The sequence below is a fragment of the Peribacillus sp. AS_2 genome (assembly GCF_026891895.1).
In the GTDB taxonomy this organism is placed as follows: Bacteria; Bacillota; Bacilli; order Bacillales; family DSM-1321; genus Peribacillus; species Peribacillus frigoritolerans.
This window is the reverse complement of record NZ_JAPTGA010000007.1, coordinates 158,018-173,587: the sequence shown is the minus strand read 5'-3', so window position 1 is coordinate 173,587 and position 15,570 is coordinate 158,018. Positions and strand designations below refer to the sequence as shown.

Annotated in this window: 13 protein-coding genes; all 13 read left to right on the top strand. The window is 42.8% G+C overall.

Going from position 1 to position 15,570, the window contains the following annotated elements; translation table 11 throughout:
• Positions 1-108 precede the first annotated feature (108 nt).
• The 13 genes from gpr to deoC all read left to right on the top strand — a co-directional run bounded on the left by gpr (position 109) and on the right by deoC (position 15,274).
• On the top strand, positions 109-1,227 hold the full coding sequence (gene gpr / locus OTG27_RS14665) for a GPR endopeptidase (RefSeq protein ID WP_268937288.1): 1,119 nt from the start codon (positions 109-111) through the stop codon (positions 1,225-1,227).
• 86 nt (positions 1,228-1,313) lie between these two features.
• Positions 1,314-2,513 carry a stage II sporulation protein P gene (gene spoIIP, locus OTG27_RS14660; RefSeq protein ID WP_262869618.1) on the top strand — a complete coding sequence of 400 codons (1,200 nt, stop codon included), beginning with the start codon at positions 1,314-1,316 and terminating at the stop codon, positions 2,511-2,513.
• A 21-nt stretch (positions 2,514-2,534) separates the two neighbouring features.
• Positions 2,535-2,858 (top strand): YqxA family protein, encoded by a 324-nt coding sequence (locus OTG27_RS14655; RefSeq protein ID WP_053535740.1) that lies wholly within the window; start codon positions 2,535-2,537, stop codon positions 2,856-2,858.
• Between the two features lie 175 nt (positions 2,859-3,033).
• Positions 3,034-4,869 (top strand): translation elongation factor 4, encoded by a 1,836-nt coding sequence (gene lepA, locus OTG27_RS14650; RefSeq protein WP_057278852.1) that lies wholly within the window; start codon positions 3,034-3,036, stop codon positions 4,867-4,869.
• 89 nt (positions 4,870-4,958) lie between these two features.
• On the top strand, positions 4,959-6,110 hold the full coding sequence (gene hemW, locus OTG27_RS14645; protein ID WP_034308541.1) for a radical SAM family heme chaperone HemW: 1,152 nt from the start codon (positions 4,959-4,961) through the stop codon (positions 6,108-6,110).
• A gap of 124 nt (positions 6,111-6,234) precedes the next feature.
• Positions 6,235-7,263 carry a heat-inducible transcriptional repressor HrcA gene (gene hrcA, locus OTG27_RS14640; protein WP_268937287.1) on the top strand — a complete coding sequence of 343 codons (1,029 nt, stop codon included), beginning with the start codon at positions 6,235-6,237 and terminating at the stop codon, positions 7,261-7,263.
• A gap of 99 nt (positions 7,264-7,362) precedes the next feature.
• Positions 7,363-7,956 (top strand): nucleotide exchange factor GrpE, encoded by a 594-nt coding sequence (gene grpE / locus OTG27_RS14635; RefSeq protein ID WP_268937286.1) that lies wholly within the window; start codon positions 7,363-7,365, stop codon positions 7,954-7,956.
• A gap of 37 nt (positions 7,957-7,993) precedes the next feature.
• Positions 7,994-9,826, top strand: coding sequence for a molecular chaperone DnaK (gene dnaK / locus OTG27_RS14630; RefSeq protein ID WP_034308533.1), 1,833 nt, complete (start codon positions 7,994-7,996; stop codon positions 9,824-9,826).
• A gap of 287 nt (positions 9,827-10,113) precedes the next feature.
• The gene (gene dnaJ, locus OTG27_RS14625) at positions 10,114-11,229 is read left to right on the top strand and encodes a molecular chaperone DnaJ (RefSeq protein WP_057278850.1); all 1,116 of its coding nucleotides are present in this window, start codon (positions 10,114-10,116) and stop codon (positions 11,227-11,229) included.
• Between the two features lie 37 nt (positions 11,230-11,266).
• Positions 11,267-12,208: a 50S ribosomal protein L11 methyltransferase gene (prmA, locus tag OTG27_RS14620; protein WP_098185694.1), complete on the top strand. Its 942-nt coding sequence runs from the start codon at positions 11,267-11,269 to the stop codon at positions 12,206-12,208.
• Between the two features lie 138 nt (positions 12,209-12,346).
• Positions 12,347-13,099 carry a 16S rRNA (uracil(1498)-N(3))-methyltransferase gene (locus OTG27_RS14615; RefSeq protein ID WP_034308528.1) on the top strand — a complete coding sequence of 251 codons (753 nt, stop codon included), beginning with the start codon at positions 12,347-12,349 and terminating at the stop codon, positions 13,097-13,099.
• 6 nt (positions 13,100-13,105) lie between these two features.
• Positions 13,106-14,443 (top strand): tRNA (N(6)-L-threonylcarbamoyladenosine(37)-C(2))-methylthiotransferase MtaB, encoded by a 1,338-nt coding sequence (mtaB, locus tag OTG27_RS14610; protein ID WP_268937285.1) that lies wholly within the window; start codon positions 13,106-13,108, stop codon positions 14,441-14,443.
• Between the two features lie 159 nt (positions 14,444-14,602).
• Positions 14,603-15,274 carry a deoxyribose-phosphate aldolase gene (gene deoC / locus OTG27_RS14605; protein ID WP_098865767.1) on the top strand — a complete coding sequence of 224 codons (672 nt, stop codon included), beginning with the start codon at positions 14,603-14,605 and terminating at the stop codon, positions 15,272-15,274.
• Positions 15,275-15,570 lie beyond the last annotated feature (296 nt).

The following is a 15,570-nucleotide window of genomic DNA, read 5'->3' as shown; positions in this document are numbered from 1 at the left end:
TTCATTGTACCAAAAAAATGAATAATAAAAAAGCAAAAACGACAGAATGTTTAAGAGAGACTATTGAAAATACTAGATTAGATACAATTCAAACATCAGGAGGCCGTTATGGAAAATAAATTGGACCTTAGTGAATACGGAATTCGGACAGATTTGGCGATTGAAGCAAAGGAAATTGCCCTTGAACATAAAGGTGTAGTAGAGGAAGTGGATGTTTCCTGCATCGAAGGGGTCATTATTAAGGAAAAAGAAGTGGATGATCTGAAGGTATCCTTAGTTGAGGTCACGGCTGAGGGAGAAAAAGAAATCGGTAAGAAACAGGGCAGTTATTTGACCATCGAAGTGCAGGGAATCCGCCAGCAGGATACGGAAACGCAGCAACGGGTGGAAAAGGTGTTCGCCAACGAACTGGCTTACTTCTTGAAACGGAATAAAATCACAAAAGAAAGCAGTTGTTTGGTTGTCGGTCTTGGTAATTGGAATGTTACCCCCGATGCCTTGGGGCCTGCAGTCGTTGAGAACCTTGTGGTCACAAGACATTTGTTCGAATTGCAGCCAGAGTCCGTCAAGGAAGGCTATCGGCCGGTCAGTGCCATTTCCCCTGGGGTGATGGGGATTACCGGAATCGAAACGAGTGACATCATAAAAGGCGTCATCGAAAAAAGTAATCCTGATTTCCTTATCGTCGTTGACGCATTGGCTGCCCGTTCGATCGAACGGGTGAACTCTACGATTCAAATTACGGATACAGGCATCCATCCAGGGTCTGGTGTGGGAAATAAACGAAAAGAATTGAGCCAGGCTACACTGGGAGTTCCTGTTATAGCAATAGGAATACCTACTGTCGTGGATGCCGTATCCATTGCCAGCGATACGATAGATTATATTTTGAAGCACTTTGGCAAGGAACTGAATGAAGGGGACAGGCCATCACGTTCGTTGGCACCAGCTGGATTCAGTTTTGGGAAGCGCACAAAGCTGACAGAAGAGGATATGCCAGGTGAAAAGGAGCGCCAAACCTTCTTGGGAATGATAGGTGTCCTCCCTGATGAAGAGAAACGGAAATTGATTTATGAGGTACTGTCACCGCTTGGTCAAAATTTGATGGTTACACCAAAAGAAGTCGATGTTTTCATCGAGGATATGGCCAATTTGATAGCCAATGGTTTAAATGCAGCCTTGCATCATTCAATAAATCAAGATAATGCCGGCTATTACACCCGTTAAATCACTTTCAGTGCCCAAAAATGGTGTTCTACCCTTTCTAGCAAAGTCATAGGTATTAATAGACAAGCTATAGAGAGGGTGGAAGGATGAAAAGAAGAAATTCCCCAGGAATCATAACAGCCATTCACGGATCAACAATAATAAAAACTTTTCTAGGTATTCTCGCCTTGCTTCTTTTTGTTTTTTCAGTCAGTGGGGTCATGACTTCCCTAAGACCGGAGTATCGGATATCTTCTAACTCCGTACATACTGTAGCCAATCAATTCTCGGGAAAAATGCTGTTTTCGATGCTGGCCAACGAAAATCATTATCTTTTTAATGCCCTGCCGGAAGGTAAGCAGGAATCGATCATCACGAATCAATTGATAAAAGTCTCGACCAACATTTCACTTGAGGACCCGCGAAGTTTACTGGGAAGGGAGCTTCCTGGCTTTTCGATTTTTGATAATGAGATCCTCGTTGCTGGGGAAGGAACGAATTATACGAATATGCCGTATGAATCTTCACCGCCAGTGGATGTCCTGAATGAAGAAAGGGATGCATCCCTTCAAAACCTGGATGAGATTAAAGAACCGGATAAAGGAGTGACCAATCAGCCGAATCAAACGACCAATGGCCGGAAAGTGGTCGAGATATACCATAGCCATAACCGGGAGTCATATCTTCCATATTTAAAAGGGGTGACAGACCCCGATCTAGCCTACCATTCTAAAATCAATATTACGAAACTCGGGGAACGGATGGTTGAAGATTTGGCTGATAAGGGGATCGGCTCCTCGCTCGATAAAACGGATATCATGGGAAATCTGAATAATAAAGGATTGAATTATGCCAAATCGTATCAAGAATCACGAAAATCGGTCCAGACGGCATTGGCCAATAACAAAGATTTAGAATACCTGATTGATATCCACCGCGATTCAAAGCGGAAGAAACATACGACAATTACAATCAGAGGTAAAGAGTATGCCAAGATCGCCTTCGTGATCGGGGGGAATAACCCGAACTATGAAAAAAATGCCGCGCTTGCCAATAAGCTTCATAAAGCATTGGAGAAAAAATACCCAGGTATTTCCCGAGGGGTTATGAAACAGGGCGGATCTAGCCATAATGGTATATATAATCAGGATTTATCAGGCAATGCCATGCTTATTGAAGTTGGCGGTGTTGATAATACTTTCGAGGAAATGTACATGACCGTTGATGCCTTTACCGAGGTTTTCAGTGAATTTTACTGGGATGCCAAAGCGGTGGATAACCCGACCGGGGATTCGGAAGCGAGGTAATTTGAAAGGAGTTCTCTTATCATGGTTCGATTTTGGTTGAAATGTACAGGGATTGTGCTCGTATTATTTTTAGGTGTTCTAATCGGGATGCAGCAAGCGAACGACGGGATGAAAAAAATGAAGGGGTATGAAGATCCCTCTTTGAATAGTGCATTCATCATTAACCAATCGGACCAAGGGGAGATGGAAGCGGATATCCTGGGCGAAAAAGTGACGAGTCATGATTTGGAGACGAAAAAAGAAAAGCTTGAAGAAATGAAAGCTTTCAACTTTTTCTCATCGATCGGCAAAACGCTTGGAGAAACCATATCAGGAGCCTTTCAAGCCCTTATTGATATGATTTAGGCAGGAAATAAGTTGATTGTGCCCTGCAAAAGGCTGCATCCGAATCCGGGATGCAGCCTTTTTTTATGCTTTGTCCTGCAATGATGCTTCTTTTGTAACTATTCTGTTGAATCTTGCATTTTCTATTGATATAATAAAAAATAGTGTATTGTGTCGACTAGTGGGAGTGAACGTCATGAATAGAGAAGAAAAATTAAAAAGACAATCAAAAATTCGTAACTTTTCCATCATCGCTCATATCGATCATGGTAAATCTACATTGGCGGATCGTATCATTGAAAAAACGAACGCCATGACTCAGCGTGAAATGAAGAGTCAGCTGTTGGATTCCATGGATTTAGAGCGTGAGCGTGGAATTACGATTAAATTGAATGCGATTCAATTGAAATATAACGCGAAAGATGGAGAAGAATACATCTTCCATCTTATTGATACACCGGGACATGTCGATTTTACGTATGAAGTGTCACGAAGCCTTGCAGCTTGTGAAGGCGCTGTCCTTGTTGTCGATGCGGCACAGGGAATTGAGGCCCAAACGCTTGCAAATGTGTATTTAGCTTTGGACAACAACCTTGAAATCATTCCGGTCATCAATAAAATTGATTTGCCGAGTGCAGATCCGGAACGGGTGCGCGGAGAAATCGAGGAAGTGATCGGATTGGATGCTTCCGATGCAGTTTTGGCTTCGGCTAAAGCCGGAATCGGAATCGAGGAGATTTTGGAGCAGGTAGTTGAATTGGTTCCAGCTCCGCAAGGTGATCCGGATGCTCCTTTCAAGGCGCTTATTTTCGATTCACTGTTTGATGCGTACCGCGGTGTAGTTGCCTATATACGTGTTGTTGAGGGTTCCATTAAAGTGGGCGACAAAATCAAAATGATGTCCACTGGCAAGGAATTCGATGTTACCGAATTGGGTGTTTTCAACCCTAAAACACAGCTTTTGGATGAACTGAACGTCGGTGATGTAGGTTTCCTTACGGCTTCCATTAAAAACGTTGGTGATACGACTGTCGGTGATACGATCACGAGTGCCGTGAATAGTGCGACAGAACCATTGCCGGGTTACAGGAAGATGAATCCGATGGTATATTGCGGTTTATACCCAATTGACGCATCGAAATTCAATGATTTACGGGATGCATTGGAGAAATTGGAATTGAACGATTCAGCGCTTCAGTTCGAAGCGGAATCATCGCAAGCATTGGGCTTCGGTTTCCGTTGCGGATTCCTTGGACTCCTTCATATGGAAATCATCCAGGAACGGATTGAACGTGAATTCAAAATCGATCTGATCACCACTGCACCGAGTGTTATTTATGATGTGGTGCAAACGGACGGAACGGTCCTGAAAGTGGATAACCCGTCCAATATGCCTGATGCACAAAAGATCGAACGTGTCGAGGAGCCATATGTCAAAGCGACGATGATGGCACCGACGGAGTTTGTCGGGGCGATCATGGAAATCTGTCAAAATAAACGCGGCAACTTCATTGATATGGCATATATCGATGAGACTCGTGTGAGCATTCATTATGAAATTCCATTATCGGAAATCGTGTATGATTTCTTCGATCAATTGAAATCCAATACAAGAGGCTATGCTTCATTCGATTATGAGCTGATCGGCTACAAACCGTCCAAGCTTGTGAAGATGGATATTTTACTGAATGCTGAAACTGTCGATGCTTTAAGTTTCATCGTTCATAAGGACTTTGCTTATGAACGCGGTAAAGTCATTGTTGAAAAATTGAAGAAGTTGATTCCAAGGCAACAATTCGAAGTGCCTATCCAAGCGGCGATCGGGCAAAAAATCATCGCCCGTTCTTCGATTAGTGCAATGCGCAAAAACGTATTGGCTAAATGTTACGGCGGAGATATTTCCCGTAAACGTAAGTTGCTCGAAAAACAGAAAGAAGGTAAAAAGCGGATGAAACAAGTAGGTTCCGTTGAAGTTCCGCAAGAAGCTTTCATGGCTGTTTTGAAAATGGATGATACGACACCCAAAAAATAAATAAAATAAACGATAGTTAGAAAAAAGAGGGTAGAGGAGATCTAGCCTCTTTTTCTATCGACTCATTCGATTAAAAGGTTGTGAACACAATGATCAAAAGCGCCTACCTCCATATACCATTTTGTGAACATATTTGTCACTATTGTGATTTCAATAAAGTATTTTTGCAGGGGCAGCCGGTCGACGAATATCTACAGATGATGAAAAGGGAAATGGTGATGCAGCTTTCCAAATACCCGACTGCAGGTTTGGATACGGTTTTCGTCGGTGGAGGGACACCGACCTCGCTGGATGAAAAGCAGCTTGCATTCTTATGTGAAGCAATCAATGAAACCCTGCCCTTTGATCCCAAGAAGGCAGAATATACATTTGAAGCCAATCCCGGGGATCTTTCAAGGGAAAAACTCAAGATACTTTATGATTCAGGGGTCAATAGACTTAGCTTTGGAGTGCAAAGCTTCAATGATGAATTATTAAAACGAATTGGCCGGACTCACCGGGCTTCAGAAGTATATGAAACGATCCATTTGGCTCAAGAAGTTGGCTTTACGAATATAAGCATCGACTTGATTTATGGATTGCCGGGCCAAACGATGGAAGATTTCAAGGATACGCTGGATAAAGCGATCGCGCTTCAATTGCCGCACTACTCAAGCTACTCATTGATCGTTGAGCCGAAGACGGTTTTTTATAATCAGATGCGGAGAGGTAAATTAAACCTGCCGCCGCAGGAGCTCGAGGCTTCGATGTATGAGAGGCTGATGGAAGAGATGGAGAAGCATGGTCTGCATCAATATGAAATCAGTAATTTTGCCCGGGCTGGGTTTGAAAGCAGGCACAACCTGACATATTGGGATAATGTGGAGTATTATGGGATTGGTGCTGGTGCACATGGCTATACTGGAGGTAAAAGGGTGGCCAATCATGGGCCAGTGAAGAAATATATCACTCCATTGCTTTCGAACGAGCTGCCTGTGTTGGAAGAACACCCAGTACCGCTTCATGAACGGATGGAAGAGGAGATGTTTTTGGGTCTCCGGAAAACGCAAGGGGTTTCATTGGAAATCTTCAAGAATAAATTTTTTGTAGAAATGACGGAGATTTTCAGGAAACCGCTCGAAGAAGGATCGGCAAAGGGTTTGCTTAAGGTGGAAGGCGGGTTCGTGCGCTTGACTGAGCGGGGCAAACTGCTTGGAAATGAAGTGTTCCAAACATTTTTAGGCGTTATTGATTCCGACTGAAGGAAATCCATGTTATTTTAACGATGAATTAGCGGTTTTCATTGTTGACATCATAAGCTGCATTTGATAATTTATTAGTATATTAGCACTCGATGAGACAGAGTGCTAACAGAGGTGATCATACATGCTAACTGATCGTCAATTATTGATTCTACAAGTGATAATCGAGGATTTCATCCATTCTGCCCAGCCAGTCGGGTCACGAAGCTTGTCGAAGAAAGATGAAATCACGTTCAGCTCTGCCACAATTCGCAACGAAATGTCTGACCTTGAAGAAATGGGGTTTTTAGAAAAAACCCATACTTCTTCCGGTAGGATCCCTTCTGAAAAAGGGTATAGATATTATGTGGATCATTTACTTTCTCCTCAAGCTCCGAAAAAGAATGAAGTGAAGATTTTAAAATCCGTTTTTGTAGAACGAATTTATGAATTGGAAAAGATCGTTCAGAAGTCAGCGAAAATACTTTCGGAACTGACGAATTATACGGCGATTGTACTCGGACCAAAAGTGAATGAGCATAAGCTTAAAAAAATCCAGATCATTCCCTTAAGTCCTGAAACGGCAATAGCCATCATTATTACGGATACAGGTCATGTGGAAAATCGAATGATTTCCTTACCGCCTTCTTTTGATATAAATGAAATTGAAAAGATGGTGAATATATTGAATTCCCGTTTGGTCGATGTTCCGCTAGTTGATCTAAAGGATAAGATCTATAAGGAAGTGGCCGTTCTATTGAGCCGCCACATTCATAACTATGGATCGATGGTCTCGGTCCTTGCGGAGACCCTGACGGACACAAAGCCCGAAAAAATATTTTTCGGCGGGAAAACGAATATGCTGAGGCAGCCGGAGTTCCATGATATTGCGAAAGTAAGCACGCTTTTATCGATGATTGAGCAGGAACAGGGATTTTATGAACTAATTACTCAAAATCCAACGGGCATCCACGTCAAGATCGGCCGTGAAAATCAAAACACAGTGCTCGATGACTGCAGTTTGATTACGGCAACCTACTCAATCGGGCAGGAGCAAGTTGGCACATTGGCCATATTGGGTCCAACGAGAATGGAATATTCGAGAGTGATCAGTTTGCTTTCGTTTTTCTCGAAAGATTTAACAGCCCTGATGACAAAACTGTATCAAAAATAGTAGCAAAGGTAATATTGTTAAGGTGGCGGAGGAGTGTATTCCGCGGCCTGGCATATTACTTTAGCATAAATTGTATAACCCTTTTAGGGAGGTGAGATTGTGACAGAAAATAAAAACGAAGAACAAACATTGGAAAATGAAACAATCGAGGAAAGCGCTGCAGAAGCAGTTTTCGCTGAGGAAGAAATTCCAGCAGCTGAAGAAAACGATGTTCCTGTTGAAAAAGATGAACTTCAATTGGCTCAAGAAAAAATTGCCGAACTTGAGGCGAAAATCGAAGAAATGGATAACCGTTATCTTCGTCTGCAGGCCGATTTTGATAATTCAAGACGCCGTGCCAAGCTTGATATGGAGGCGGCTCAAAAATATAGAGTTCAAAGTATTGCTAGTGATTTAGTGGAGGCTCTTGATAATTTTGAAAGAGCAACAAAAATCGAAGCGGAAAATGAACAGACGAAATCCTTGCTATCCGGCATGGAAATGGTCTATAAAGCGATTACTGGTGCATTGGCTAAAGAAGGAATCGAACCGATCAGTTCGGTTGGCGAAGAGTTCGATCCGCGTTTGCATCAAGCGGTCATGCAAGTTCAAGATGAAAACTTCGGTTCGAACATCGTCGTCGAGGAATTCCAAAAAGGATACCTTCTTAAAGACCGTGTGATTCGACCTGCAATGGTAAAAGTGAACGAATAGGATTTTTACATATAAATAATTGGGAGGTAGTGAAACTATGAGCAAGATTATTGGTATTGACTTAGGTACAACAAACTCTTGTGTATCTGTACTTGAAGGCGGGGAACCAAAAGTAATCCCGAATCCGGAAGGAAACCGTACAACACCATCCGTAGTGGCATTCAAAAATGGAGAAAGGCAAGTTGGGGAAGTGGCAAAACGCCAAGCGATTACAAACCCTAACACGATCATTTCCATTAAACGCCATATGGGTACCAACCATAAAGAAGTAATTGAAGGAAAAGAATACTCACCTCAAGAAGTTTCTGCAATCATCCTTCAATACTTGAAATCATACGCTGAAGAGTATCTTGGCGAAAAAGTCACTAAAGCGGTTATCACTGTACCTGCTTACTTCAATGATGCAGAACGTCAAGCAACCAAGGATGCTGGTCAAATTGCCGGCCTTGAAGTGGAACGTATCATCAACGAACCTACAGCTGCAGCACTTGCATACGGTTTGGATAAAACGGAAGAAGATCAAACGATCCTTGTATTCGACCTTGGCGGCGGTACATTTGACGTATCGATCATGGAACTTGGAGACGGCGTTTTCGAAGTTAAGTCCACAGCAGGCGACAACCGCCTAGGTGGAGATGATTTCGACCAAGTCATCATCGATTACCTGGTTGAAGCATTCAAGAAAGAAAACGGAATCGACCTTTCAAAAGATAAAATGGCGGTTCAACGTTTGAAAGATGCAGCTGAAAAAGCGAAGAAAGATCTTTCCGGCGTAACGTCAACTCAAATTTCTTTACCGTTCATCACTGCTGGAGAAGCTGGCCCGCTTCACTTGGATGTAACGATGACTAGAGCTAAATTCGATGAGCTTTCCACAGGCCTTGTGGAACGTACGATGGGACCTACTCGTCAAGCATTGAAAGATGCCGGTCTTTCAGCATCTGAAATCGACAAAGTAATCCTTGTTGGTGGATCTACACGTATTCCTGCTGTCGTTGAAGCGATCAAAAAGGAAATCGGTCAAGAACCAAGCAAAGGTGTAAACCCTGATGAAGTAGTGGCTATGGGTGCTGCAATTCAAGGTGGCGTATTGACAGGTGATGTTAAAGACGTTGTCCTTCTTGATGTAACTCCACTTTCCCTTGGAATTGAAACGATGGGCGGAGTATTCACGAAACTGATCGACCGTAATACTACGATTCCGACAAGTAAATCACAAGTATTCTCGACAGCGGCTGATAATCAAACGGCAGTTGATATCCATGTCCTTCAAGGGGAGCGTCCAATGTCAGCGGATAACAAAACTCTTGGTCGTTTCCAATTGAGTGACATTCCACCAGCACCGCGTGGAGTTCCGCAAGTTGAAGTGACATTCGATATCGATAAAAACGGTATCGTGAACGTTCGTGCGAAAGATCTTGGTACGAACAAAGAACAAGCAATCACCATCAAATCATCTTCAGGCCTTTCTGATGAAGAGATCGAACGCATGGTACGTGAAGCGGAAGAAAATGCCGATAGCGATAAACAACGTAAAGAAGAAGTTGAACTTCGTAACGAAGCAGATCAATTAGTTTTCCAAACGGAAAAAACGCTTAAAGATCTAGAAGGTAAAGTGGACGAAGCGGAAGTGACAAAAGCGAATGAAGCGAAGGATGAACTGAAAGCTGCAATCGAGAAAAATGAGCTTGAAGAAATCCGCGTGAAAAAAGATGCACTTAACGAAATCGTTCAAGCTTTGACAATGAAGCTTTATGAAGAAGCGGCAAAAGCTCAGCAAGCTGGCGAAGCGGGTGCTGGCGAGTCTGCTCAAGACGATAATGTCGTTGATGCTGAATACACTGAAGTGAACGAAGAAGAGAAAAAATAAAAAGTGCCCCAATCGGGACACTGATATATCGGGCAGTATTCTGCCCCATTGTAAAAAAGTCAAAGTCAGGTTATCTTGACTTTGGCTTTTTTTACAGTGAATGGAAACGTTGTTGCAATCACTGATGGGGAATCGTGGGATTTTAGAGAAAAATGTGTGCAAATTGGGGCTGGCAATGCCATTTGCAAAAATGTGTTAAAGCCGTTTGTACTTTTCTAGTTGATTATTATCTTCGTTCAGTGATAATATTACCTTTATGTGAATCGAATCGGGAGTGGATTTTAGATATGAGTAAACGCGATTATTATGAGGTGTTAGGCCTTTCGAAAAGTGCTTCGAAGGATGAAATCAAAAAAGCGTATCGAAAGCTCTCCAAACAATATCACCCTGATATTAATAAAGCGGACGATGCTGCGGATAAATTCAAGGAAATCAAGGAAGCTTACGAAGTATTGAGTGACGAACAGAAAAAAGCCCATTATGACCAATTCGGACATACAGATCCCAATCAAGGCTTTGGCGGTCAGGACTTTGGCGGTTTCGGCGGTTTTGAAGATATTTTCAGTAGCTTCTTTGGTGGCGGCGGACGCAGGAGAGATCCTAATGCACCGCGTCAAGGAGCGGATTTACAGTATACGATGACGCTTTCGTTTGAAGAGGCTGCATTCGGAAAAGATACTGAGATCGAAATTCCGCGTGAAGAGGATTGCGGTACATGTAAAGGATCCGGTGCCAAACCAGGTACAAAGGTGGAAAACTGTTCACATTGTCATGGAACCGGTCAATTGAATGTTGAACAAAACACAGCTTTCGGAAGGATTGTGAACCGGAGAGCATGTCACCATTGTCAAGGAACAGGAAAAATCATTCCTAATAAATGTTCAACATGCGGCGGCGACGGAAAAGTCCAAAAACGTAAAAAAATCCAAGTCAAGGTGCCAGCAGGAATTGATGATGGCCAGCAGTTGCGCGTAACAGGCCAAGGCGAGCCTGGAATCAATGGCGGCCCTGCAGGAGACCTGTATGTAGTCTTCCATGTGCGCAGCCATGAATTCTTTGAACGGGATGGCGATGATATTTATTGTGAAATGCCGGTTACTTTTGCCCAGGCAGCATTAGGCGATGAAATAGAAGTTCCGACGCTGCATGGAAAAGTGAAGCTGAAGATTCCAGCAGGTACACAAACTAGCACTCGTTTCCGTTTAAAGGGCAAAGGAGTTCCGAATGTCAGAGGATATGGCCAAGGAGATCAGCATGTGGTCGTATTGGTTGTTACGCCTAAGAAATTAACGGAAAAACAAAAGGAATTGCTTCGTGAGTTCAGTGATATCAGCGGACAAGGTGTAGATGAACAAGATGATGGCTTTTTCTCAAAAGTGAAGCGGGCTTTCAAAGATAGGTGAATATAAGTAAAAAGAACAAATTGGGAGTTGGTAGATTATGAAGTGGTCTGAATTTGCAATCCAAACAACGAATGAAGCGGTTGAACCTGTTTCGAATATTCTTCATGAGGCAGGTGCGAGCGGTGTTGTCATTGAGGATCCTCTAGAATTAGTCAAGGAACGTGAAAATGTTTTTGGCGAAATCTACCACTTAAACCCCGATGATTATCCGGATGAAGGTGTAGTCATTAAGGCTTATCTGCCCGTAAACAGCTTCCTTGGCGATACCATTGATGCTATTAAGGAATCAATCAATAATCTCCAACTTTTTGATATTGACCTTGGGAAAAATGTTGTTTCAATTAGTGAAGTGAATGAAGAAGAGTGGGCGACGGCTTGGAAAAAATATTATAACCCCGTCAAGATATCCGAACGTTTTACCATCGTGCCAACGTGGGAAGACTATACTCCGGTAAGCAGTGACGAATTGATCATTGAACTTGATCCAGGCATGGCCTTCGGAACGGGAACACACCCGACGACGGTCATGTGCATCCAAGCGCTGGAACGAACAGTGACGCCTGGGGATTTAGTCGTTGATGTAGGAACTGGTTCTGGTGTTCTAAGCATTGCAGCTGCATTATTGGATGCAAAGCGAATCCAGTCACTTGATTTGGATGAAGTGGCAGTACAGTCAGCCAAGCAAAACGTTGAACTAAATAACGTGCAGGATAAAGTGTCCGTGTCACAAGGCAACTTATTGGATGGTGTAAATGAACAAGCGGATATCGTCGTGGCTAATATTCTTGCCGAAGTGATCATGCGTTTTACGGATGATGTAGCGAAAGTCGTTAAACCTGGCGGATTTTTCATCGCTTCCGGAATCATTCAAACTAAGAAACAAGATGTGAAGGAAGCGATTATAGCATCTGGTTTCACCGTTGAGGAAACGATCTTGATGGAAGATTGGGTGGCAATAATCGCAAAAAGAAATGCTTAATTGGAAAAGTTACTCTGATTATCGGTTTTTTTGATAGTCAGAGTACCTTTTTTTAGCTTGAATCTTTGCACGGCTTGCATTCTGGATTCCCGACTGTTAGCCTGTGAGTTATTTAGACTAGACGAAGTAGGTGGCAGTGTGCAACGGTATTTTCTTAACGAAGCAGATATCAATGGAAACATGGTGACGATATCAGGTGATGATTTTCACCATATCGCCAGAGTGATGAGAATGGGACCAGGTGAGCGGATCATCACGGTGAAAGGTAATGGCATGACAGCAATCGCGGAAATTTCGGAAATTACTGATGATGCTGTAATAGGTACGGTAACTGAATGGAAGAATGAAGAAAAGGAACTTCCTGTAAGGGTAGTGATTGCGAGCGGTCTGCCTAAAGGGGATAAATTGGAATATATCGTTCAAAAGGGCACTGAACTGGGTGCCGTTGAATTTATCCCTTTTATTGCTGCTCGTTCGGTGGTAAAATGGGACCACAAAAAGGTAGGCAAGAAATTGGAGAGGCTCCAGAAGATTTCAAAAGAGGCGGCTGAGCAATCTCACCGCACGGTTATCCCTGCCATCAAGGAACCGATGACGGCAGATCAGCTAGCTGGGTATGCTTCCGGTTTCGATCATAAATTAATCGCTTTTGAAGAAGAGGCAAAACGGGGGGAAACTTCTGTACTCGCTTCTGTCTTGAAAGATATTACTGCTGGGCAATCCATCCTATTCGTTTTTGGGCCTGAAGGTGGTTTGGCAGATAAGGAAATTGAAAAACTGACTGATGCCGGTTTTATGGCTTGCGGTCTTGGACCAAGAATATTAAGAACTGAAACAGCACCTTTATATGCACTTTCCGCTGTTTCTTATCATGTAGAACTTTTGAGGTGATGAAAAATGGCAACGGTCGCTTTCCATACATTAGGCTGTAAAGTGAATCATTATGAAACAGAGGCTATATGGCAATTATTCAAAACTGGGGGATATGATCGTGTTGAGTTTGAAAATACATCAGATGTATATGTCATCAACACATGCACGGTGACTAACACTGGCGATAAGAAAAGCCGTCAGGTCATCCGTCGTGCCATTCGTAAGAATCCGAATGCCGTCATAGCGGTAACGGGATGTTACGCACAGACATCGCCGGCAGAAATCATGGCCATACCAGGTGTGGATATTGTTGTAGGAACACAAGACAGGGTTAAACTGCTTGATTACATTGAGCAATTCAAGGTTGAGCGTGAACCAATCAATGCCGTAGGTAATATCATGAAAAACCGTGTCTACGAAGAGTTGGATGTACCTGCTTTTACAGACCGTACACGCGCTTCACTGAAGATTCAGGAAGGCTGCAATAATTTCTGCACTTTCTGCATCATTCCTTGGGCACGTGGCTTGATGCGTTCCCGCGATCCAAAAGAAGTCGTTCACCAGGCTGAACAGCTTGTTGAGGCAGGCTATAAAGAGTTAGTCCTTACCGGAATTCATACGGGCGGCTATGGAGACGATTTGAAAGACTATAATTTGGCGATGCTGCTGCGTGACTTGGAGAAAGTCGATGGGCTGAAGCGTATCCGTATTTCATCCATTGAAGCCAGCCAAATTACAGATGAGATCATTGAAGTGCTGACGAATTCGAAAAAAGTGGTACGTCATTTGCATATACCAATCCAATCGGGTTCCGATACCGTTCTAAAACGGATGAGACGTAAATATACGATGGATTTCTTCGGTGATCGAATCGAAAAGCTGAAAATTGCACTTCCGGGCCTTGCTGTTACCTCTGATGTCATCGTAGGTTTCCCGGGTGAAACTGAAGAAGAATTCATGGAGACATATAACTTTATAGAAAAATATAAATTCTCCGAACTTCATGTTTTCCCTTATTCAAAACGGACAGGGACTCCGGCTGCCCGTATGGGAGATCAAGTGGATGAAGATATCAAAAATGAACGAGTCCACCGCCTTATTACGTTGTCGGATCAGTTGGCAAAAGAGTATGCCTCCCGATTCGAGGGGGAAGTTCTGGAAGTCATTCCTGAAACGAAGTTGGAAAATGGCCTTTATGAGGGCTACTCAGATAATTACATGAAAGTCGTCTTCCCGGCATCGGAAGAAATGGTCGGTGAAATCGTCAAAGTTAAAATCACAATATCTGGCTATCCAGTTAGTGAAGGTCAGTTCGTGACGGTCGTGAAGGATTTTCCTTTGCAACAAGCATCCAATATCTAAGACAGCGGTTAACCGCTGTCTTTTTTTATTATCCTTTTTTAGATGTGTTTTCTTGGCGCTTTCGGGTAAAGACTATATATATCGTCAAAATGAATAAACTATGGTATCATGAGAGGTACGTACAACTAGGTATAGATTGTTTTTGAGGAGGATTTATTAATGTCACAAAATGTAGCAGGTTTAATTGACCACACGTTATTAAAAGCAGATGCAACCAAAGAGCAAATAAAGGTATTATGCGAAGAAGCGAGAGAGTATAGCTTTGCTTCCGTATGCGTAAACCCAACTTGGGTGAAATATGCAAGTGAACTTTTGGAAGGTTCAGAAGTGAAAGTTTGTACGGTAATCGGCTTCCCACTAGGTGCAAACACACCGGAAACCAAAGCTTTTGAAACGAAAGATGCCATCGCCAATGGTGCTCACGAAGTCGATATGGTGATCAATATCGGCGCATTGAAGGACAAGGATGATGAGTTGGTAGAGCGGGATATTCGTGCTGTGGTAGCGGCATCTACTGGTAAGGCTCTTTCAAAAGTGATCATTGAAACTTCTTTATTGACCGATGAAGAAAAAGTCCGTGCATGTGAATTGGCCGTAAAAGCCGGAACGGATTATGTGAAAACATCAACTGGTTTTTCGACCGGCGGAGCGACAGTTGAAGATATCGCGCTTATGAGAAAAACGGTTGGCCCGGATATCGGTGTCAAAGCTTCAGGCGGGGTCCGCAACACGAGCGATGCCCAGAATGTGATTGAAGCTGGTGCAACAAGAATTGGAGCGAGTGCAGGTGTCTCCATCGTGAAGGGCTTAACGGCTGATTCCGATTATTGATTTTGTAAGGACCGTATAATTCCCTAAAATAAAGCAGGCGGAGAAAAATGAATTATTTTTTCTCCGCCTGTTTTTTATTGATTCCAAAAATAATTCAACTGGCAATTTCCCTTGCCCGTATATTGGCCTATTTCTTCCATAAAAAAGAGAACCTGTATCATTTATGGAACCCATACATTCAAAAATAAGTTTATTGTGGATTTAATAGATATAAGGAGGTATCAAACAGGGAGTAAACATGCTTATATTAAATTGGTTTTTCATTTTGAATGGTAAAATGCATGGTGAAATTTTAC

Excerpts from the sequence above, each read along its gene's own strand:
- spoIIP (WP_262869618.1), top strand. The coding sequence starts at position 1,314 with ATGAAAAGAAGAAATTCCCCAGGAATCATAACAGCCATTCACGGATCA.
- lepA (WP_057278852.1), top strand. The coding sequence starts at position 3,034 with ATGAATAGAGAAGAAAAATTAAAAAGACAATCAAAAATTCGTAACTTT.
- OTG27_RS14655 (WP_053535740.1), top strand. The coding sequence starts at position 2,535 with ATGGTTCGATTTTGGTTGAAATGTACAGGGATTGTGCTCGTATTATTT.
- mtaB (WP_268937285.1), top strand. The coding sequence starts at position 13,106 with ATGGCAACGGTCGCTTTCCATACATTAGGCTGTAAAGTGAATCATTAT.
- hrcA (WP_268937287.1), top strand. The coding sequence starts at position 6,235 with ATGCTAACTGATCGTCAATTATTGATTCTACAAGTGATAATCGAGGAT.
- hemW (WP_034308541.1), top strand. The coding sequence starts at position 4,959 with ATGATCAAAAGCGCCTACCTCCATATACCATTTTGTGAACATATTTGT.
- dnaJ (WP_057278850.1), top strand. The coding sequence starts at position 10,114 with ATGAGTAAACGCGATTATTATGAGGTGTTAGGCCTTTCGAAAAGTGCT.
- deoC (WP_098865767.1), top strand. The coding sequence starts at position 14,603 with ATGTCACAAAATGTAGCAGGTTTAATTGACCACACGTTATTAAAAGCA.
- prmA (WP_098185694.1), top strand. The coding sequence starts at position 11,267 with ATGAAGTGGTCTGAATTTGCAATCCAAACAACGAATGAAGCGGTTGAA.
- gpr (WP_268937288.1), top strand. The coding sequence starts at position 109 with ATGGAAAATAAATTGGACCTTAGTGAATACGGAATTCGGACAGATTTG.
- dnaK (WP_034308533.1), top strand. The coding sequence starts at position 7,994 with ATGAGCAAGATTATTGGTATTGACTTAGGTACAACAAACTCTTGTGTA.